This is a genomic window from Buttiauxella izardii, assembly GCF_003601925.1.
GTDB lineage: Bacteria > Pseudomonadota > Gammaproteobacteria > Enterobacterales > Enterobacteriaceae > Buttiauxella > Buttiauxella izardii.
The window spans coordinates 43,422-61,138 of the sequence record NZ_QZWH01000044.1 but is presented as its reverse complement, the minus strand read 5'-3'; the positions used below and the strand labels follow the sequence as shown (position 1 = coordinate 61,138).

The 17,717-nt window shown below is 53.4% G+C and carries 17 protein-coding genes and 1 pseudogene; 6 read left to right on the top strand and 12 right to left on the bottom strand.

Annotation, left to right across the window (positions count from 1 at the left end; all coding sequences use genetic code 11):
* Positions 1 to 336: 336 nt before the first annotated feature.
* Positions 337 to 1,047 carry an ABC transporter ATP-binding protein gene (locus tag D6029_RS17490; RefSeq protein ID WP_120066014.1) on the top strand — a complete coding sequence of 237 codons (711 nt, stop codon included), beginning with the start codon at positions 337 to 339 and terminating at the stop codon, positions 1,045 to 1,047.
* 43 nt (positions 1,048 to 1,090) lie between these two features.
* On the opposite strand, the gene D6029_RS17485 is transcribed toward D6029_RS17490, so the two are convergent.
* From D6029_RS17485 to bioB, 6 genes are all read right to left on the bottom strand, one after another.
* Positions 1,091 to 1,609: a helix-turn-helix transcriptional regulator gene (locus D6029_RS17485; protein WP_120066013.1), complete on the bottom strand. Its 519-nt coding sequence runs from the start codon at positions 1,607 to 1,609 to the stop codon at positions 1,091 to 1,093.
* Between the two features lie 17 nt (positions 1,610 to 1,626).
* Positions 1,627 to 1,890 (bottom strand): hypothetical protein, encoded by a 264-nt coding sequence (locus D6029_RS22690; RefSeq protein WP_120066012.1) that lies wholly within the window; start codon positions 1,888 to 1,890, stop codon positions 1,627 to 1,629.
* 171 nt (positions 1,891 to 2,061) lie between these two features.
* On the bottom strand, positions 2,062 to 2,745 hold the full coding sequence (bioD, locus tag D6029_RS17475; protein WP_120066011.1) for a dethiobiotin synthase: 684 nt from the start codon (positions 2,743 to 2,745) through the stop codon (positions 2,062 to 2,064).
* Entirely contained in the window at positions 2,738 to 3,496 is a 759-nt protein-coding gene (gene bioC, locus D6029_RS17470; protein WP_120066010.1) for a malonyl-ACP O-methyltransferase BioC, read from the bottom strand. The genes bioD and bioC overlap by 8 nt, the downstream gene beginning before the upstream one ends.
* Positions 3,480 to 4,631 carry an 8-amino-7-oxononanoate synthase gene (gene bioF / locus D6029_RS17465; RefSeq protein ID WP_120066009.1) on the bottom strand — a complete coding sequence of 384 codons (1,152 nt, stop codon included), beginning with the start codon at positions 4,629 to 4,631 and terminating at the stop codon, positions 3,480 to 3,482. Before bioF ends, bioC begins: the two co-directional genes overlap by 17 nt.
* On the bottom strand, positions 4,628 to 5,668 hold the full coding sequence (bioB, locus tag D6029_RS17460; protein ID WP_120066008.1) for a biotin synthase BioB: 1,041 nt from the start codon (positions 5,666 to 5,668) through the stop codon (positions 4,628 to 4,630). The genes bioF and bioB overlap by 4 nt, the downstream gene beginning before the upstream one ends.
* 89 nt (positions 5,669 to 5,757) lie before the next feature.
* Here bioB and bioA point away from each other — a divergent pair, with 89 nt between their 5' ends.
* The 4 genes and pseudogenes from bioA (at position 5,758) to D6029_RS17440 (ending at position 9,699) form a co-directional block, all read left to right on the top strand.
* A complete protein-coding gene (bioA, locus tag D6029_RS17455; protein WP_120066007.1) occupies positions 5,758 to 7,047 on the top strand; it encodes an adenosylmethionine--8-amino-7-oxononanoate transaminase in 1,290 nt (429 codons plus the stop codon).
* Positions 7,048 to 7,117: 70 nt separating this feature from the next.
* Complete coding sequence (locus tag D6029_RS17450; RefSeq protein ID WP_120066006.1) at positions 7,118 to 7,798, top strand: type 1 glutamine amidotransferase domain-containing protein; 681 nt, start codon at positions 7,118 to 7,120, stop codon at positions 7,796 to 7,798.
* Between the two features lie 15 nt (positions 7,799 to 7,813).
* A complete protein-coding gene (locus D6029_RS17445; protein WP_120066005.1) occupies positions 7,814 to 8,290 on the top strand; it encodes a kinase inhibitor in 477 nt (158 codons plus the stop codon).
* 111 nt (positions 8,291 to 8,401) lie between these two features.
* Positions 8,402 to 9,699 (top strand): annotated as a pseudogene (locus D6029_RS17440) (putative acyl-CoA thioester hydrolase).
* Positions 9,700 to 9,765: 66 nt separating this feature from the next.
* Here D6029_RS17440 and pgl read toward each other — a convergent pair.
* Positions 9,766 to 10,764 (bottom strand): 6-phosphogluconolactonase, encoded by a 999-nt coding sequence (gene pgl, locus D6029_RS17435; RefSeq protein WP_167456025.1) that lies wholly within the window; start codon positions 10,762 to 10,764, stop codon positions 9,766 to 9,768.
* A 129-nt stretch (positions 10,765 to 10,893) separates the two neighbouring features.
* On the opposite strand from pgl, the gene D6029_RS17430 reads away from it, so the two are divergent.
* Positions 10,894 to 11,712 (top strand): pyridoxal phosphatase, encoded by an 819-nt coding sequence (locus D6029_RS17430; RefSeq protein WP_120066003.1) that lies wholly within the window; start codon positions 10,894 to 10,896, stop codon positions 11,710 to 11,712.
* 50 nt (positions 11,713 to 11,762) lie between these two features.
* Here the strand turns inward: D6029_RS17430 and modC are convergent, their stop codons facing one another.
* The 5 genes from modC to D6029_RS17405 form a co-directional block, all read right to left on the bottom strand.
* Positions 11,763 to 12,821, bottom strand: a complete 1,059-nt coding sequence (modC, locus tag D6029_RS17425; protein WP_120066002.1) for a molybdenum ABC transporter ATP-binding protein ModC — start codon at positions 12,819 to 12,821, stop codon at positions 11,763 to 11,765.
* Entirely contained in the window at positions 12,821 to 13,513 is a 693-nt protein-coding gene (gene modB, locus D6029_RS17420) for a molybdate ABC transporter permease subunit (RefSeq protein WP_120066001.1), read from the bottom strand. Before modB ends, modC begins: the two co-directional genes overlap by 1 nt.
* Positions 13,513 to 14,286, bottom strand: coding sequence for a molybdate ABC transporter substrate-binding protein (gene modA, locus D6029_RS17415; protein WP_120066000.1), 774 nt, complete (start codon positions 14,284 to 14,286; stop codon positions 13,513 to 13,515). Before modA ends, modB begins: the two co-directional genes overlap by 1 nt.
* Before the next feature lie 123 nt (positions 14,287 to 14,409).
* The gene (mgtE, locus tag D6029_RS17410; protein WP_120065999.1) at positions 14,410 to 15,849 is read right to left on the bottom strand and encodes a magnesium transporter; all 1,440 of its coding nucleotides are present in this window, start codon (positions 15,847 to 15,849) and stop codon (positions 14,410 to 14,412) included.
* 153 nt (positions 15,850 to 16,002) lie between these two features.
* Positions 16,003 to 17,649: a multidrug ABC transporter permease/ATP-binding protein gene (locus D6029_RS17405; protein ID WP_120065998.1), complete on the bottom strand. Its 1,647-nt coding sequence runs from the start codon at positions 17,647 to 17,649 to the stop codon at positions 16,003 to 16,005.
* Between the last annotated feature and the right edge of the window lie 68 nt (positions 17,650 to 17,717).

Sequence of the window (17,717 nt, the reverse complement as noted above, 5' to 3'; positions counted from 1 at the left end):
AGCTCCCAAAAATATTTTTCATGATTATTTTTGATTTTTTTTATCTGTCAAAAAGGCTGAAATTCTTTTGATATCGCTCACGGTTTGTACATTTCGCACAAAAGCGATTCTGCAATGCACCAAACCTGCAAACCACCAGGCACCGACAAAGTGCATTGACTTGCTTTAGTCGTAGAAGACGAAGACTTATTCACCCTTTTTTATGAGTCTATTCTCAAAGTTGCAATGTTATGACCTCCAGCCGGGTTCATGGCAGGAGAATTGCAATGATTACTGAAGCTACTGCAAATTGCATAAGTCGCCTACGTAGTCTGGCCTGCCAGAAGGAGAATGCCGATGTTGAGTCTTCGCGCTGTTAATCAGTTTTATGGCGAGAGCCATGTACTGTGGAATCTGGATCTTGAGCTAATGCCAGGCGAATGTACCTGCGTTCTCGGCGCCCCGGGAATGGGTAAAACAACACTGGTTAACTGCATTACGGGTTATCTACCGGTGCAAAGCGGCAGTATGACCTGGCTTGAAGCGGGACATCCTCCACAAGATTTGCTGACCCAACCCATTGAAGGCCGGGCTGCGCTCGGAATGAGCTACGTTGCGCAGGACAGGCGAATATTTTCTCAATTAAGCGTTGAGGAAAATCTTCAGATTGCGCAGTTGGCTGCCCGCATACAGTCACGGGCAATACCCAACATGATCTACGAGCTTTTCCCTGAACTTTACAGCTTGCGTCACGTACGTGGCGGAGAGCTTTCTGACTACCTTCAGCAGCAGTTAGCTCTGGCCCGTGCGCTGGTGACTGAACCCAAATTATTGATTCTGGATGAACCGACTTTCGGCAGCGGCCAGCGTTTTATCAACGACCTGGGGAATATCATCCGGCGACTCAGCCGTGATTTTGGGCTGACCATCCTGCTGGTTGAGCAACGTTTGTCGTTCATTCGCCGCGTGGCAGACCGCTTCTGCTTGCTTCATCGCGGGCGAAATGTGGCCCAGGGGAGCGTTGCGTTGCTGGATGACAAGCTGGTTTCCAGCTGGATATCCCCATAATGGTGTGTCATGCGACGGCAAGAACACCCACCCTGTTCTGCCGTCACAATTGGCCCAGTTGCTTCTGTATGTTCGCATCAAGATCCGCCAGTTCCCTTTGTAAATTACATTGCCGGGTTACGGCTGATAGCTCAACCAACGGCAAAGGGACTTTCGACACCCCTGCTTCACGCATCCATCGCAGCACCGGTTCCAGATGCCAGATGGCTGTTTTCCCGTCATGAACGGGTTGAGGGAATGCTTCACGGCTCACCATCACTTTGCGCATGTACTGGCGCGAAAAACCAAGCAGCTCAGCGATATCCGTAAGCCCCACTAAATCGGGCATCACTTCGACCAGTGTCGCACCAGGGATGATGCGTTTCACGTCTTTAATGGCGGAGACAACGGCCTGCTTTGCATCTTGCGCTCCACGAATGAAATTCAATGCAATACGACCCGTAACCCCCACGCCAATCAGCGCGTCGTCACAACCCTGGGCCCCTAACGCTTCCACCCATTCTTCCGGGTTCTGGCTCTTTTCTGGCAGTGTAAAGATCAATGTGAAGCTAAATTCTGACATCTTCTGCTCCTTGAAACTCAATGTCTGATGATCGGCGGCGTGCCTTGCTGGCTACAGTTATCGACCACACGACGTATTTGCCTGGCGTGATTAAACGCACTACGCGGAGTACTCCATATGCAGCTAATACAAAACTCACCGCAGCGACAGGCCTTATCATTCCACGGACAATACATCTTCCCCCAGCAATGCGAACCACCTGGTCGTACTTGCCAGCCCTGACATTTGGCATAAGTTAACGCCGCTTCTATGTCCTTATTAGGGTGTAAACGCCGTGCCATAAAACCTCCAGAGCATACTCTCAAAAAAGTTGTCACATGACAACATGAATTGAGAGGCAATTTACTCCAGCCCTTTTTTTCTACAAGCAGAACATTAAACGATTAACGACATCAGGAAGAGCGCCCGAAAGATTTTTCGGGCGTTGCAGAAATGTGCGAGGGTTTTGCGAGTTATGCCGAAAGAAGAGAGATATCCAGATACTGCCCCAACTCAGTAAGATCATTGATACTCGAGCAGAAAGGGATTTCACCGAGCATCGGAGCTTTTAAAACATCGCGCAAAGTAGCGATGTATTCGGCGTGGCGCTTGCCGGTGGGTTGCACGTCGTTGGCAATCCAACCCGCAATTTGCAAACCCGCATTCTGTATCGCATGTGCGGTTAACATCGCGTGATTGATACAGCCGAGTTTCACCCCAACCACCAGAATTACCGGCAATTTTTCTTGTATCACCCAATCAGCAAAGGTTTTTGTGGCTGAAAGCGGCGTAAACCAGCCTCCAGCCCCTTCGACCTGCACCCAATCAGCCTTAGCTGTAAGCGCCTGTAGCCCCGCAGAAAGCGGCAAAAAATCGATAGGCCGCTGCTCTTCTGCACTCACAATATGCGGCGATGTCGGTTCAAGAAAAGCAAACGGGTTGACTTGTTCGTAACCTAATTCAACGCTGCTATTGCGCTGAAGCGCCAACGCGTCGCTATTACGAATGCCATGCGCCGTTAGCTCACTTCCTGATGCCACCGGCTTATAGCCCGCAGTGCGATAACCCGCAGCCGTGGCGGCTTGCAGCAATGCGCAACTGGCGACGGTTTTGCCGACTTCGGTGTCGGTTCCGGTGACAAACCATTTTTTAATCACGTTCAATCACTCCACAAACGAGCTGCCAGGTCAGAGGGAATCGCCCCTCTTTTTGCGGCCAGGCGAGACTTAATTTTTGCAATTGTTGACGGGTCATCAGCGAGGCTTTGCGCCCGTCGTGAAGATGCGTCGCGCCCGTCCCTTTCAGGGATTGCATCGCACTTAATACGCTGTCGAAACACTGGGTAATTTCATGAATTTGCAGGGAACATCGCCAGTTCTGACACGCCTCCTGAATCTGTGAAAAAGACAAAAACTGGTTAGCATGAGATTGTTCATCCACCGCCCGCCAGGCGGTGTGCAGCTCATTTAATGAACCTGCCGCAAGCGTGGTAAAAGCCACACAGCCTCCCGCACGAGTCACGCGATAAAGCTCGCTTAAACCATTGTGTAAGTCGCCGCACCACTGTACGGCAAGGTTGCTCCAGGCCATATCGACCAACCCAGTTGGAAGGCCGATGGCCTCGATATCCCCTTCAAGATAACGGTCTGCACAACCGTGAAGTTCGGCATGTTTCAACATCGCAGGCGAAAGATCCAAAGCCGTCACGTGACAGCCTTTTGCACGCCATAAGCGGCTGTACCAGCCCGTTCCGCATCCGGCATCCAGCACGCTGGAAATATCCCGCCCTACGAGCCTGTTTGCGAGCAAGGTTCCACTCTCACGCTGGAGTTGCGCATGGCTGTCGTAGGTGGTTGCTGCGCGACCAAATGCAGAGGCGATGGCCGCTTTATTAACGTGTCGCGTCATACATTGCCTCCAGCAGCCTGTCGATATCTTCAAATGTGTGGCTGCCGGTGAGCGTGACACGCAGTCGTGCAGTCCCCTGCGGCACGGTAGGAGGGCGAATCGCTGTCAGCCAGAATCCCCGTTCGCGCAAAGTGGAAGCAAGGCTAACCGCAGCCTCGTTTTCGCCGACAATCAGCGGTTGGATAGCCGTTTGTGAAGCCATTAATTTGAGCGGTAATTGGCTGGCACCCGCACGGAAGCGGGCAATATTGGCGTTGAGCTGTGAACGCCTGGAATCATCCCCGCGAATCACGTTTAACGCCGCCGATAACGCGTACGCCTGCGCGGGCGGCATGGCGGTGCTGTAAATAAGATGGCGGGCAAATTGCAGCAAATAATCAGCCATCGATTCGCTACACAGCACGGCGGCCCCGCTGGCACCGAAAGCCTTGCCAAATGTCACCACCAGCAAATCGGGCTTAATGTGTTGTTGATAACAACTGCCGCGCCCTTCCTCGCCGATAACGCCGATACCGTGGGCATCGTCGACCATCAACAAGCCATTGGCGTTGCGGGTCGTTTGTGCGATATCGGCCAACGGCGCGGCGTCACCGTCCATGCTGAAAATGCCTTCCGTTACCACCAGTTGTTGCCCATCGATGGGTTGAGCCAACAGATTTTGTAGCGATACGACATCGTTATGGGCAAACCGGCGTAATTGCGCCGGGCTGTGCATCGCCGCTTCCAGCAGTGACGCGTGGCTGAGTTTATCAGCAACAATCCGGTCTGGTTTTTCAACCAGCGCAGCAATCACCGCTTGATTCGCGGCAAAACCTGAAATAAAAAGCAGCGCCCGAGGGTAGCCGAGCCAATCCGCGAGCTGCGCCTCAAATTGCTGATGCGCTTCGTTGTAGCCGGTGACATGCCCGGAACCGCCGCTGCCGACACCATAAATTTCCGCCCCATGCTGCCAGGCGGTAATCACTTTGCCGTGTTGGCTAATCCCCAGATAGTCGTTACTGGAAAAATTCAGGTAACGTTTACCGTCTTGCACCAGATGACGCCCGCTACCCTGCTGATTCGCCAGACGGGTTCGGAAACTACCGCTGGCGCGCCGTTGTTCAAGCGCGCTGTCGATGCGTTGCTGCCAGGTCATACAGCCGCCGCGTTGTAATATTTCTCCGTATCCGCGTTAAGCAATTGGTCCGTCAGTTGCTGCTGTTGTTCGTTGTCGCCTGCCTGCGTGGTGGTTTGTTGCGGGTTTAACCCCAGCTTGCGAAACAGTCGCAGATCTTTGTCTTCTTCCGGATTCGGCGTGGTCAGCAGTTTGCAGCCGTAGAAAATGGAGTTCGCCCCCGCCATGAAGCACATGGCCTGAGTTTGCTCGCTCATCTGCTCGCGCCCGGCAGAAAGGCGCACAAAAGAGGTTGGCATCATGATGCGTGCAACGGCAATAGTGCGAATAAAATCAAACGCATCCACGTCTTCGTTATCGGCCATCGGTGTGCCTTTTACCTTCACCAACATGTTGATAGGCACGCTTTCCGGCGGTGTCGGCAAATTGGCGAGTTGCAGCAACAATCCGGCGCGGTCAGTCACCGTTTCTCCCAAGCCAACGATACCGCCAGAACACACTTTAATCCCGGCACCGCGCACTTTGTCGAGGGTATCGAGGCGTTCCTGATAGGTACGAGTGGTTATAATATTGCCGTAAAATTCTGGCGAGGTATCGAGGTTATGGTTGTAATAATCCAGTCCCGCCGCCGCGAGCCGTTCCGCCTGTGCGCCGGTTAATGTGCCGAGCGTCATGCAGGTTTCCAGGCCCATTTCACGCACGCCCTGCACCATTTGCTCAAGGTAAGGCATGTCGCGATCGTTAGGATTTTTCCAGGCCGCGCCCATGCAGAAACGGGTGGAACCGGCGTTCAGCGCTTTACGCGCCGAGTCGAGAACCTGCTCGACTTCCATCAGTCGTTCGGACGTAAGCCCGGTTTTGTAGCGTGCACTTTGCGGGCAATATTTGCAGTCTTCCGGGCATGCGCCAGTTTTAATGGACAGCAAAGTGCTGACCTGAACATGGCGAGGATCGAAGTGCTGGCGATGCACCTGTTGCGCTTCAAACATCAGTTCAAGGAAAGGTTTTTCAAATAAAGCAGTGACCTGCGACATTGTCCAGCGTACGTGGTGAGCCATTGGGCGTCTCCAAAAAGGGTGTTGTTAGCCGTTGATTGACGTTATACTTGTAAACCTAAATCTTTTTTAAATGGTTTACAAGTCGCCCTATGACCCCTGCTGATTTAGCGTTCGACCAACAACATATCTGGCACCCGTACACATCCATGACCCAACCGTTACCGGTTTATCCGGTGGTTTCGGCATCGGGCTGCGAACTGCAACTTGCTGATGGAAAAGCCCTTGTTGACGGGATGTCGTCCTGGTGGGCGGCGATTCATGGCTACAATCACCCGCGCTTAAACCGGGCGATGAAAGAGCAGATTGACCAAATGTCGCACGTGATGTTTGGCGGAATCACTCACCCGCCGGCAGTGGCGTTGTGCCGCAAACTGGTTGATATGACACCTGAAAATCTCGAGTGCGTGTTTCTGGCCGACTCGGGTTCCGTCGCCGTAGAAGTGGCGATGAAAATGGCGTTGCAGTACTGGCACGCCAAAGGCGAACCGCGCCAGCGCTTCCTGACTTTCCGCAATGGTTATCATGGCGATACCTTTGGTGCGATGTCGGTTTGCGACCCGGATAACTCGATGCACAGTTTGTGGCAGGGTTATCTTCCTGAACATCTGTTTGCCCCTGCGCTAAACTGCCGTTTTGGCGAGGAATGGGACGAAATGGACATGGTGCCATTTGCGCGATTGATGGCGGCTCATCGCCATGAAATCGCAGCGGTTATACTTGAGCCAATTGTCCAGGGTGCAGGCGGAATGCGCTTTTATCACCCGGAATGGCTTAAGCGTATTCGCCGCATGTGCGACCGCGAAGGGATTTTGCTGATTGCCGATGAGATAGCCACCGGCTTTGGGCGCACCGGCAAAATGTTTGCTTGTGAACACGCGGGAATTGCACCGGATATTCTGTGTCTCGGTAAAGCGCTGACCGGCGGCACGATGACCCTTTCCGCCACACTCACCACGCGTCAGGTCGCCGAAACCATCAGCAACGGCGAAGCCGGATGCTTTATGCACGGCCCAACGTTTATGGGCAATCCGCTGGCTTGCGCGGTGGCAACGGAAAGCCTCGCACTTCTCGAGGAAGGCGATTGGCAACAGCAAGTTAATGTGCTGGAGCAGCAATTATCTGCTGGGCTGAAACCCTTGTTGGAAAGCGAGCAAGTGGCGGATGTGCGCGTTCTCGGCGCAATTGGCGTTGTCGAAACGCATAAGCCAGTGGATATGGCAGCACTTCAGGCGTTTTTTGTCGAACAAGGGGTGTGGATTCGCCCGTTTGGCCGCCTGATTTACCTGATGCCGCCGTATGTGATTAGCCCGGAGCAACTGGCAAAACTGATTCATGCAATGGCGCTGGCGGTAGAGAATCCGGCGTTTTTCAGAGGCTGAGTATCAGCAAGCCGCCCATTGATGCACTACACTTCGAGGATCTTTTCACGGCTCCAACAGGGAGATTTAGATGAAAATCCTCATGGTTTTAACTTCGCATAATCAACTGGGCAATACCGGCAAACCCACAGGCTTCTGGCTTGAGGAGTTTGCCGCGCCGTATTACGTCTTCCATGATGCGGGGATTCAAGTCACCCTCGCATCTCCAAAAGGTGGGCAGCCGCCGCTCGATCCCGTAAGCGATGAACCGGACGCGCAAACCGACGACACCCGCCGTTTTCGTAGTGATTCCGCAGCCCAGAAGTTGCTAGCCAACACGGTAAAACTTGAAAGTATCAAGGCCGAAGATTTTGACGCGGTGTTTTACCCAGGCGGCCACGGGCCGCTGTGGGATTTGGCCGAAGACCCACATTCCATCAAACTGATTGAGCAATTCTGGGCTTCAGGCAAACCCGTCGCGGCAGTGTGTCACGCGCCGGGCGTTTTGCGTAAAGTCACCAAACCCGACGGCTCGCCGCTGGTCAAAGGAAAACGCGTAACCGGTTTTACGAATAGCGAAGAAGAAGGCGTGGGCCTGACGGCGGTCGTGCCTTTCCTGGTAGAAGACGAGCTGAAAAAGGCGGGCGGTCTCTTTGAGCGCACCGACGACTGGGGCGAATACGCAGTAGTTGACGGGCATTTAGTGACCGGGCAAAACCCAGCGTCGTCGGCCATTGCGGCGGAAGAACTGCTGAAACTTCTTGATCTATAGCCATAAGGAGCGGTTATGAAACTGATAAGCCAGGATATTAAAGAAGGTGACAAACTCCCCCATCGCCACGTTTTTAACGGCATGGGTTACGAAGGCGATAATATTTCGCCACACCTTGCGTGGGATGACGTGCCAGTGGGAACCAAAAGTTTTGTCGTCACCTGTTATGACCCGGACGCGCCAACCGGTTCCGGCTGGTGGCACTGGGTTGTGGCGAATTTACCTGCCGATACGCGCGTGTTGCCACAAGGTGCCGGTTCGGGTTTAGCCGATTTGCCAGAACCCGCCGTTCAGACGCGTACCGATTTCGGACAATCTGGTTACGGCGGCGCGGCGCCGCCAAAAGGTGAAACCCATCGTTATATCTTTACCGTTCACGCCATCGACGTTGAAAGTCTTGAAGTTGATGAGAATGCATCGGGCGCGATGGTCGGTTTTAACGTCCATTTCCACGCTTTAGGCAGTGCCTCGATTACCGCGATGTTCAGTTAATCCGCTTTTTATGAAGCCGATTTGCACAATCGGCTTCCCGTTTCGCTCAACTTAGTATAAAAAAGCAGGCTTTCAGAATCCCTTTTAATATTGCATTGCAAGGAGCAAGCCTTGAACACAATTTCGGTTACTCGTCGCGCAGCCGTACTCGCTTTTGCTATGGCTTTGTCTGCCTGTAGCTCAACACCTCCGGAAGACCGCCCTTCAACACAAGTGGCACCTGGGACTCAGTCTCGTCCAGTTTTATCATCCGATGAAGCGCAGAACTTCGTTCAGGCGCGTTACTTCTCATCCAAAAATAAAGATGAAGCACCATGACTCCGTCCTCTATTCGCGTTCCTGCGCAGCCTGACTTTGTGGTCGGTGCCGCCGGTGGCGCAGGTGTGACACATACTTCCATTCAGGCAGCGGTAGATGCAGCAATTGCGAAACACAGCAGTTCACGTATGTACATTGCGATTCAGCCTGGAGAATACGCAGGCACCGTTTATATTCCGGCAGCTTCTGGTAGCGTGACGTTGTACGGCACCACCGATAACGCGAGCGATGTCAAAATCACTCTGCCGCTGGACTCTGAAATTGACGTGAACACCTGGCGTCGTGCGGTTAACCCATCAGGCAAATATATGCCGGGTAAACCCGCCTGGTATATGTTCGATAGCTGCCAGAACAAACGTAACGCCACCGTGGGCATTATGTGTTCCGCCGTTGTCTGGTCACAGAACAACGGGTTGCAGATGCAAAACCTGACTATCGCCAACACTCTGGGCGACAGCGTTGATGCTTCTAATCACCAGGCCGTTGCGCTGCGTACTGATGGCGACAAAGTACAGTTGAACAACGTTCATCTGCTGGGCCGTCAGAATACTTTCTTCGTGACCAATAGCGATGTGCAGAACCGTCTGTTGACTGATCGTCTGCCGCGTACTCTGGTGACTAACAGCTATATCGAAGGTGATGTGGATGTGGTGGCTGGCCGTGGTGCGGTGGTGTTTGATAACACTGATTTCCGCCTGGTAAACAGCCGTACTCCAGAAGGTTCTGTGTTTGCACCCGCCACGCTGCCAAACATTTATTATGGCTTCCTGGCAATCAACAGCCGCTTTAGCGCTGCTGGCGATAACACCGCACAACTGGGCCGCGCCTGGGATGTGGAAGCGAGCGAAAACGGTTATGCCGCAGGCCAGACGTCTAACGGCCAGGTGGTTATCCGTGACAGCGTGATTAATGAAGGCTTCAACAGCGCGAAACCATGGGGCGATGCCGCCGGTTCTAAGCGTCCATTTACCGGCAATATCGGGACTAAGGGCGAGAAAGGCGAAATTCAGCGCGACCTGAATGATGCTAACGCGAACCGCATGTGGGAATTCAACAACCGTGGCGTCGGTAGCACGGTAGTTGCTGAGTAAAATTAAGCATCCGCTTAAACAAAAAACCTCGCCACGGCGAGGTTTTTTTTATCACTAAATCAGAAATTACTTAGCATTTACAACGACCCACATCGGCCCCTGCCCTACGGCATAACGGCCTTTTTCTTCCAGCAAACCTTGCTCACCGGTAATTTGATAAACCGCGATATGGTGCGATTTCTGCCCGGCGGCAATCAGGTATTTACCGCTGTGATCAACGTTAAAGCCGCGCGGCTGAGTTTCGGTCGGCTGATAACCTTCCACCGCCAGGACGCTGCCGTCTTCTGAAACGCTGAATACCGTGATGATGCTGGCGGTACGGTCGCAAGTATAAAGATGGCGACCATCCGGTGTGATGTGAATATCTGCGGCCCAACGGGTGTCGGAGAAACCTGGCGGCATGATATCCAGCGTCTGCACGCATTCAATTTTGCCGTAGGTATTTTTCAGCTCCCATACGTCCACGGAACCGTTCAGCTCATTCACGCAGTAACCGTATTGTTGGTTCGGGTGGAACGCCATATGGCGCGGGCCAGCGCCCTCAACGGTGGTGACTTCCGCAGGAGTTTGCGCCACCAGATGACCATCATCAGACAGCGTAAACTGGCAAATTCTGTCTTGCTTGAGGGCTGGCACCCACAGCGTGCGGTTGTCCGGAGAAATGTTCGCCGAATGGCAGCCTTCCAGACCTTCAACCACATCAACCACTTCACCCGGCAGGCCGTCGTTCGCCAGGCTCACAACGCTTACGCTGCCTGCATTGTAAGAGGCGCTAAACAGGAAACGACCCTGATGGTCGGTAGAAATATGCGTTGGGCTGCCTGGAATTGCCGTCACACCCGCTTCGGTGAGCGTGCCGTCATCCGGCGTAATGCGATAAGCAATCACGCGAAACTCAGGGCGCACGCCGACGTACAGGTAACGTTTGTCCGGGCTAATGACCATTGGCTGAACCTGCCCTGGCGCGTCAACAACCTGCACCAGAGTCAACTCACCCGTGGTGTTAAGTGACCAGACGTGAATTTGCTGGCTTTCCGGGCTGGCGGTATAGACTGTTTGTTTCATGGAATCTCTCTCCTCCCAACGTATTGAGTTATTGTCACAAGGGTAGTGCGTGTTGCCATTTTGAACAACGCGGCAAGCGGTGTAACATCGGCACAGGCCTTATGATTCTGAATTTGACTGGAACCCTAAATGACTTATCGCGTAATCGCCCTTGATCTCGACGGCACGTTACTCACGCCGCAAAAAACCATTCTTCCTGAATCACTGACAGCTTTACAACGCGCACGTGACGCTGGCGTGAAAGTTGTCATTGTGACGGGTCGTCATCACGTTGCCATCCATCCTTTTTATCAGGCACTGGCTCTGGATACACCTGCAATTTGCTGTAATGGCACTTATTTGTATGATTATCATGCGAAAAAGGTGCTTGAGTCTGATCCATTGCAGCCACAGCAAGCCAGCCAATTGATTGATTTGCTGGATGCCCACAACGTTCATGGGCTGATGTATGTCGATGACGCGATGCTTTATCAGGAAACCACCGGGCATGTTTTGCGTACTGAAAACTGGGCGAAATCATTGCCTGAATCCCAGCGTCCGGTGTTCCGCCATGTGAATTCACTGCGCGAAGCGGCGCATGATGTCGAGTCTATCTGGAAATTCGCACTGACCGACGAAGACACCATTAAGCTGAAGAAATTTACTATGGTTGTTGAGCATGAAATGGGGCTGGCTTGCGAATGGTCATGGCACGATCAGGTCGATGTGGCGCAAAGCGGCAACAGCAAAGGCATGCGTCTGGCGCGTTGGGTTGAATCGCAAGGTTTGTCCATGCGCGATGTGATGGCTTTCGGCGATAACTTTAACGATTTAAGTATGCTGGAAACCGCTGGCCTTGGCGTGGCGATGGGCAATGCCGATGACGCGATTAAAGCGCGTGCCGATTTGGTGATTGGCACCAATTTAGAAACGGGCATCGCCGAGACGATTTATAAGCATTTGATTTAAAACGGTGAAAATGGTGGATGACGCTGCGCTTATCCACCCTACCGATCCCGTTATGCCGTTATCGACACACTTTTGATTTGTGCGTACAACCACTGGCCCGGCTTAATCATTAATTCGTCCCGCGCCCACGGGCTGATGCGCGCCCACAGCGTGCGCGAACCCACTTCTAGCTGCACTTCCACCTGCCCTTCATCGTCATAACACTGAGCGACTTTGGCGCGTAGCACGTTACGAATACTGCTGTTAATCGGCGGCTGGAGAATCAACGAAACGTCCGATGCCTGAATGCGAATGCGCAGCGACGCCTGCAACGGTTTATCGAGTTTATTGACCCACAAATGCTGGTCGCCGAGCGCCAGTGCGGTCATCGCGTAATGCGGGTGATGTTCCAGCACCGTCACTTTTAGCACGCTGCTTTGCTGTTCTTTCGGCAGCCACGGGTGCATTACGCTGCTGCCCCACACTTCTTCAAGATTACCAAAGGCTTTCACTTCGCCGCCGTCGAGCACCAGCACTTTATCCGCCAGATGGAGAATTTCTTCCAGTGAATGGCTGACGTACAGCATCGGGATATTAATTTCTCGCGCCAGTCGTTGCAGATACGGCAGCAGTTCGCGTTTACGCGGGATATCCAGCGAGGCGAGAGGCTCGTCCAACAGCAGTAATTCCGGCGATGTTAATAAAGCGCGACCAATCGCTACGCGCTGTTTTTCACCGCCGGACAGACTCCACGGGAAACGTTCTAACAGCGGTTCGATACCCAATAACGCCACCAGTTTATCGAACTGACCGGAAGCATTGCGGTGCATGCCGTATTTCAAATTGCCGCGCACCCGGTAATGCGGGAACAGTCGCGCATCCTGGAACACATAACCGATGCGGCGTTTTTCCGGTGCCAGGAAACATTTAGTTTCGGCATCGCTCAACACGCGATCGTTAAGAACGATACGTCCTTGTTGCGGGCGAGTCAGGCCGCTAATCGCATTGATTAGCGAAGTTTTTCCTGCGCCCGAAACGCCGAACACTGCCGTTATTCCCTGCCCCGGCAAGGTTTCATTAATCGCTAAACGATGGTCGCCCAGCGTCTGCACGAAATTAAGTTCCAGCATCAGGCAATCCCTATCCGTTTACGGCTCTGTCGCGCCAGCCATTCCGCCACCAGCAAAGAAACCAGCGCCAGCACAATGGAAATCATGCATAAACGCGCCGCCGCACTTTCGCCGCCGGGAGTTTGAATCAGGGTGTACATTGCCGAAGGGATGGTGCGCGTTTCACCGGGAATGTTGGAAACGAAGGTAATGGTTGCGCCAAACTCGCCGAGCGAACGGGCAAATGCCAGCACGGTTCCGGCAATAATTCCCGGCAGCGTCAGCGGCAACGTGATAGTGCAGAACACGCGCCAACGCCCGGCTCCGAGCGTGCGGGCGGCTTGCTCGAGTTTCATATCCACGCCTTCCAGCGCCAGGCGGATGGCTCGCACCATCAACGGGAACGACATCACGGCCGCCGCCAGTACCGCGCCACGCCAGCTAAACGCGAAGGTAATGCCGAATACGTCGTAAATCCAGGCTCCTATTACACCGCGCCGCCCCATCGCAATCAGCAATAAATAACCGACAACCACAGGCGGGAGCACTAACGGGAGGTGGATAATACTATCGAGCAGCGCTTTGCCAGGGAACCGGCAACGCACCAGCACCCAGGCAAATAAGATCCCAAAAGGAAGGCTAAATAGCACCGCTAGGGTGGAGACTTTCAGGCTCAGTAAAACCGCCTGCCATTCGGGATCGGTCAATATCATTATTTAGTCGTAAATCCGTAACGTTGGAAGATAGCTCCCGCTTCCGGTCCTTTCAGATAGTTATAAAACGCCGTAACGGTTGGGTTTTCGTGGCCTTTAACAATCGCAATCGGATATTCCACTTTTTTGTGGGAATCTTCCGGGAAGGTGCCGACGACTTTCACGCCCTTGCTTGCCACCGCATCGGAACCATAAACGATACCGAGTGGAGCTTCGTCGCGTTCAACCAGCGCCAGTGCGCCACGGACATCTTCTGCCGGAGCTAATTTTGGCGATAGCGTATCCCACGCGCCTAATTTTTGCAGCGCTTCTTTGGCATAAATGCCGGCTGGAACGTGGTCCGGGTCGCCAACCGCCAGGCGGCCACCGTTGAGCAATGAAGCCCAGTCAGTTTTAGCGTCAATCTTCACGTCGCCAATTTTGCTAGCTTTTGGCGCGACAACCACCAGGCTGTTGCCGAGCAATGTTTCCCGAGAGTCGGTTTTGATGGCGTCTTTGCTAACCGCGTAATCCATCCATTTCTGGTCGGCAGAAATGAATAAATCCGCTGGCGCACCGGCTTCAATCTGGCGCGCCAGCGTTGAAGAAGAAGCGAAAGAAGAAGCGATTTCGACCGTCTTACCTTTCTGATATTGCGTGGCAATATCCTGCATCGCATTGGTTAACGATGCGGCGGCAAAAACGGTGATTTTAGTGTTATCGGCGAATGCCTGCCCTGCCAACGTGACGCTCAAAGCCGCGCCTAATGCCAGACGTACCCACTGCTTAGCCATTTTATTACTCCACTGAGTTTCGTTATGTACTCCATAATATAACGGTGCTAAGACGGAAATTACAGAACTTATCGGCAGAAGCGACGGAAAGTTTATCCGCCAGTTGCCGACAAGCCACTACAGCTAAAGTAAAAATATCGTCGCAAGGCCGAGGAAAATAAAGAAGCCGCCGGTGTCGGTAACGGCGGTAATCATGACGCTGGAACCCACAGCTGGGTCTTTGCCCATGCGAATCATGAAAATCGGGATCAGCACGCCCATCAATGACGCCACTAACAAATTCAGTATCATCGCCAGGGTCATCACGCCGCCTAATGCGAGGTCGTCGTAGAGCAGCCAGGTCACGCCGCCCATCACCCCGCCCCAGACGATGCCGTTAATCAGCGCAACGCCCAGTTCACGCAAAACCAGGAACGAGAAGTTACCCGGCTGGATGTGTTGCAGCGCCAGTGCGCGCACAATCATGGTGATGGTCTGGTTGCCCGTATTGCCGCCAATCCCGGCCACAATCGGCATTAACGACGCCAAAGCCACCAGTTGCGAAATGGTATGTTCAAACAGGCCAATCACGCGCGAGGCGACAAAGGCGGTGCATAAATTCAACGCCAGCCAAGCCCAACGCGCCTTCACCGCTTTGCTGACTGGCGCGAACACATCTTCTTCGGCGCTCAAGCCACCCATGCGGCGCAAATCGTTATCGGTTTCTTCGTAAACCACATCAACAATTTCGTCGATTGTCAGGCGGCCAATCAGTTTGCCGCTGCTGTCGATGACCGCCGCACTGACTAAGTCGTCACGCTCGAAGGTTCGTGCTGCAACTTCGTCGTTGTCTTCCGGGGCGAAACAGGTCGGGTTGTCGTCCATGACTTCCAGCACCCGCGTTTGCGGCGCGTGTAGCAAAATGGAAGTCAAACCGAGTTCGCCGATCAGCGTTTTATCGCGTGTGGTAACGAACACTTTATCGGTATTTTGCGGCACTTTACCGCGCAAACGCAGGAAACGTTGCACCACCGCCAGCGTGACATCCGCCCGCACGGTGATCACCTCGAAATCCATAATCGCGCCGACGCTGTGCTTTTCGTAATGCAGCACTTGTCGGACGCGAGCGCGTTGTTCCTGCGGCAACGTCGCCAGCAAGCGCCCCATCAGGTCGCGAGGGAGGTATTGCGCGAGGTAAATTTGGTCGTCGATATCCAGCGGGCGAATAGTATTGAGCAACGCTTTGTCGCTCATATCTTCAATCAGGTCATCCCAGACGGTTTCCGAGGCCTCAATCAGCACTTTGCCACGCTGGTCTTCTCTCACCAGGCTCCACAATGCATGGCGCTCATCGCTGGGTAAGGCTTCGAGTACGTCGGCGAGGTCAGCGGCAGGCAGTCGCGCCACCAGTTTGACGATTTCGGCAATATCCTGCTCGGGGGTATGAGCGTCCGGCTGTGGGGTTTTATCGAGAATGCCGGTGGCGACGGCTTTATTGGTTAACAGAATCTGGAGGATTCGGGCTCGGTCTTGCTCACGCTGTTTGGTACCGTACTTTGCGGCGGACTTCGTAGTAACAGACATCTGGCAGTTTTCCCTGTGAAAGACGAGCTAAGTTATAGCCTGTTGGGGAGCAGTTAACCAGATTTTGTCGGGGGCGCTGCGCTTGCCCGACCTACGATTCGGTGTTGTTGGGTGGATGTCATCCACCCATTTGAAATGAACGCCGACAGCAGATCAGTTCTCGGTTCGCGCAACCGCATCGCGCGACGCACTGTCGCGTTCAAGCCCGGTTAATTCACTGAGTTTTCCATGACGCATTTCCAGCAATCGATCCGCATGAATAAAGTAATGATCGTCATGGCTGATGGCGAAAATGGTTTTACCCATTTGCTGCATTAATGGCAGCAGTGTCTGGTAAAACTCGCGGCGGAAATGCGGGTCCTGGTCGGCGGCCCATTCATCCAGCAGGATGATGTCGCGCTCTTCCGCCAGCGCCAGTAATAACGCCACGCGTTTCTTCTGCCCTTTCGAAAGTTTCAGATTCAGGATGGTGCCGTTTTCCAACTCTAGTTTGTTGCTCATTTTCAGGCGTTCAAGCCAGGTTGCCACCAGCTCAGGATTCGCCGGAACGCCCTGCGGGCCAAGCAAACGGTCAAACAGCCAAACATCGGTGAACACCGCAGAAAACAGCTTGCGATAATCATCCTGATTACTGGCATCAATCTTTTTGCCATCGAGATAGATTGCGCCCGAGATCGGCTGATACAGCCCGGTGAGCAACATCGCCATGGTGGATTTTCCGCTGCCGTTGCCGCCAATCAGGAACAGCAGTTCGCCACGTTCGATTTTGAGATTCAACGGGCCGACGGAGAACGTGTTGTCGCCGTATTGGAACACCACATCGCGCATTTCCAGCGTTTGCCAGCGAACCGGCTCTTTACTACGCGGGAAGGCTTCTTCGTAAGGCGCGAGGTGGAATTTATTGAGTTTGTTGAACGCCACTTGTGCGGTTAAAAGCGTCGGCAATGCGCCAACCGCTGAGAGCATCGGCGTGCGTAAGAACAGCAGCGTCAGGGAAAAAGTTGCTGCCACGTTGGTATCAGACCAGCCGAGGCTGTTCGCCATCCAGAACACCAGGCCAATCACGCCGAGCATCATAATGTTCGACCAGTTCACGGCGCTCAAATGGAAGGTATCGGCGCGAATAATATGACGACGGTAGTCATGGGCGTGAGGAATATAAGTGTCTTCGTAGACGCGTTCCGCCCGCTCGCGGTTTAACGCCAGCTCTTTGCGCCCTTCGATCACGGTCTGGTAATCGTTATACAGCTGGTCTTCGATTTCACGCAGTTGCGCCAGGTGTCTGTACACATGCTTCACTAATACGTAACCGCCGAAGATGGTGACAGCCACCCAAATCGCCGTCACGCCAAGCATTTTTGGTGATAACCATGCGAGGTATGCCGCAGAACCGAAGGTTAAAATAATGCCCTGCACCAGTTCCGGGAGACGTACAAAAGCGATGGTGATGTTGCGCACATCGCTGGTTAAACCCGCCAGCAACGCGGCATTGCCGAGTTGTTCGACGCGCTCAACGTGGGTGTCCATCAGGCGCTTAATAAATTCGCTGCGCAGGCGGTAAACGAAATGGTGGCCAAGTGTGGTTAACGCTAATTGCGAGCCGAGCGTCACCGCCATTAATAGCAGCAACAGGCCGAGAAATTCCGGCAAAACGGAAAGGGAAATATCAGGCGTCTCAATTAAACGCAGGTTGATAAAGGCGATCAAGCCAATACCGAGCGCCGCGCTAAGCAGGCTTAATGCCATTACCATCAAGAAAGGCCAGCGATACTGGCGGTAAACCACACGCAAAAGTTCCATCACTCACTACCCAAAATCGAAAACAGCGAGCAGTTTAAACGTCTCGGCTTTAACAGCAAGAATAATTC

Bases quoted from the DNA above. Each gene is read 5' to 3' on its own strand.
- D6029_RS17485 (WP_120066013.1), bottom strand. From the start codon at position 1,609: ATGTCAGAATTTAGCTTCACATTGATCTTTACACTGCCAGAAAAGAGC.
- D6029_RS17405 (WP_120065998.1), bottom strand. From the start codon at position 17,649: ATGGAACTTTTGCGTGTGGTTTACCGCCAGTATCGCTGGCCTTTCTTG.
- bioA (WP_120066007.1), top strand. From the start codon at position 5,758: ATGACCCCTGCTGATTTAGCGTTCGACCAACAACATATCTGGCACCCG.
- D6029_RS17445 (WP_120066005.1), top strand. From the start codon at position 7,814: ATGAAACTGATAAGCCAGGATATTAAAGAAGGTGACAAACTCCCCCAT.
- D6029_RS17430 (WP_120066003.1), top strand. From the start codon at position 10,894: ATGACTTATCGCGTAATCGCCCTTGATCTCGACGGCACGTTACTCACG.
- modB (WP_120066001.1), bottom strand. From the start codon at position 13,513: ATGATATTGACCGATCCCGAATGGCAGGCGGTTTTACTGAGCCTGAAA.
- bioB (WP_120066008.1), bottom strand. From the start codon at position 5,668: ATGGCTCACCACGTACGCTGGACAATGTCGCAGGTCACTGCTTTATTT.
- mgtE (WP_120065999.1), bottom strand. From the start codon at position 15,849: ATGTCTGTTACTACGAAGTCCGCCGCAAAGTACGGTACCAAACAGCGT.
- modA (WP_120066000.1), bottom strand. From the start codon at position 14,286: ATGGCTAAGCAGTGGGTACGTCTGGCATTAGGCGCGGCTTTGAGCGTC.
- D6029_RS17450 (WP_120066006.1), top strand. From the start codon at position 7,118: ATGAAAATCCTCATGGTTTTAACTTCGCATAATCAACTGGGCAATACC.
- bioF (WP_120066009.1), bottom strand. From the start codon at position 4,631: ATGACCTGGCAGCAACGCATCGACAGCGCGCTTGAACAACGGCGCGCC.
- modC (WP_120066002.1), bottom strand. From the start codon at position 12,821: ATGCTGGAACTTAATTTCGTGCAGACGCTGGGCGACCATCGTTTAGCG.
- bioC (WP_120066010.1), bottom strand. From the start codon at position 3,496: ATGACGCGACACGTTAATAAAGCGGCCATCGCCTCTGCATTTGGTCGC.
- pgl (WP_167456025.1), bottom strand. From the start codon at position 10,764: ATGAAACAAACAGTCTATACCGCCAGCCCGGAAAGCCAGCAAATTCAC.
- D6029_RS17490 (WP_120066014.1), top strand. From the start codon at position 337: ATGTTGAGTCTTCGCGCTGTTAATCAGTTTTATGGCGAGAGCCATGTA.
- D6029_RS22690 (WP_120066012.1), bottom strand. From the start codon at position 1,890: ATGGCACGGCGTTTACACCCTAATAAGGACATAGAAGCGGCGTTAACT.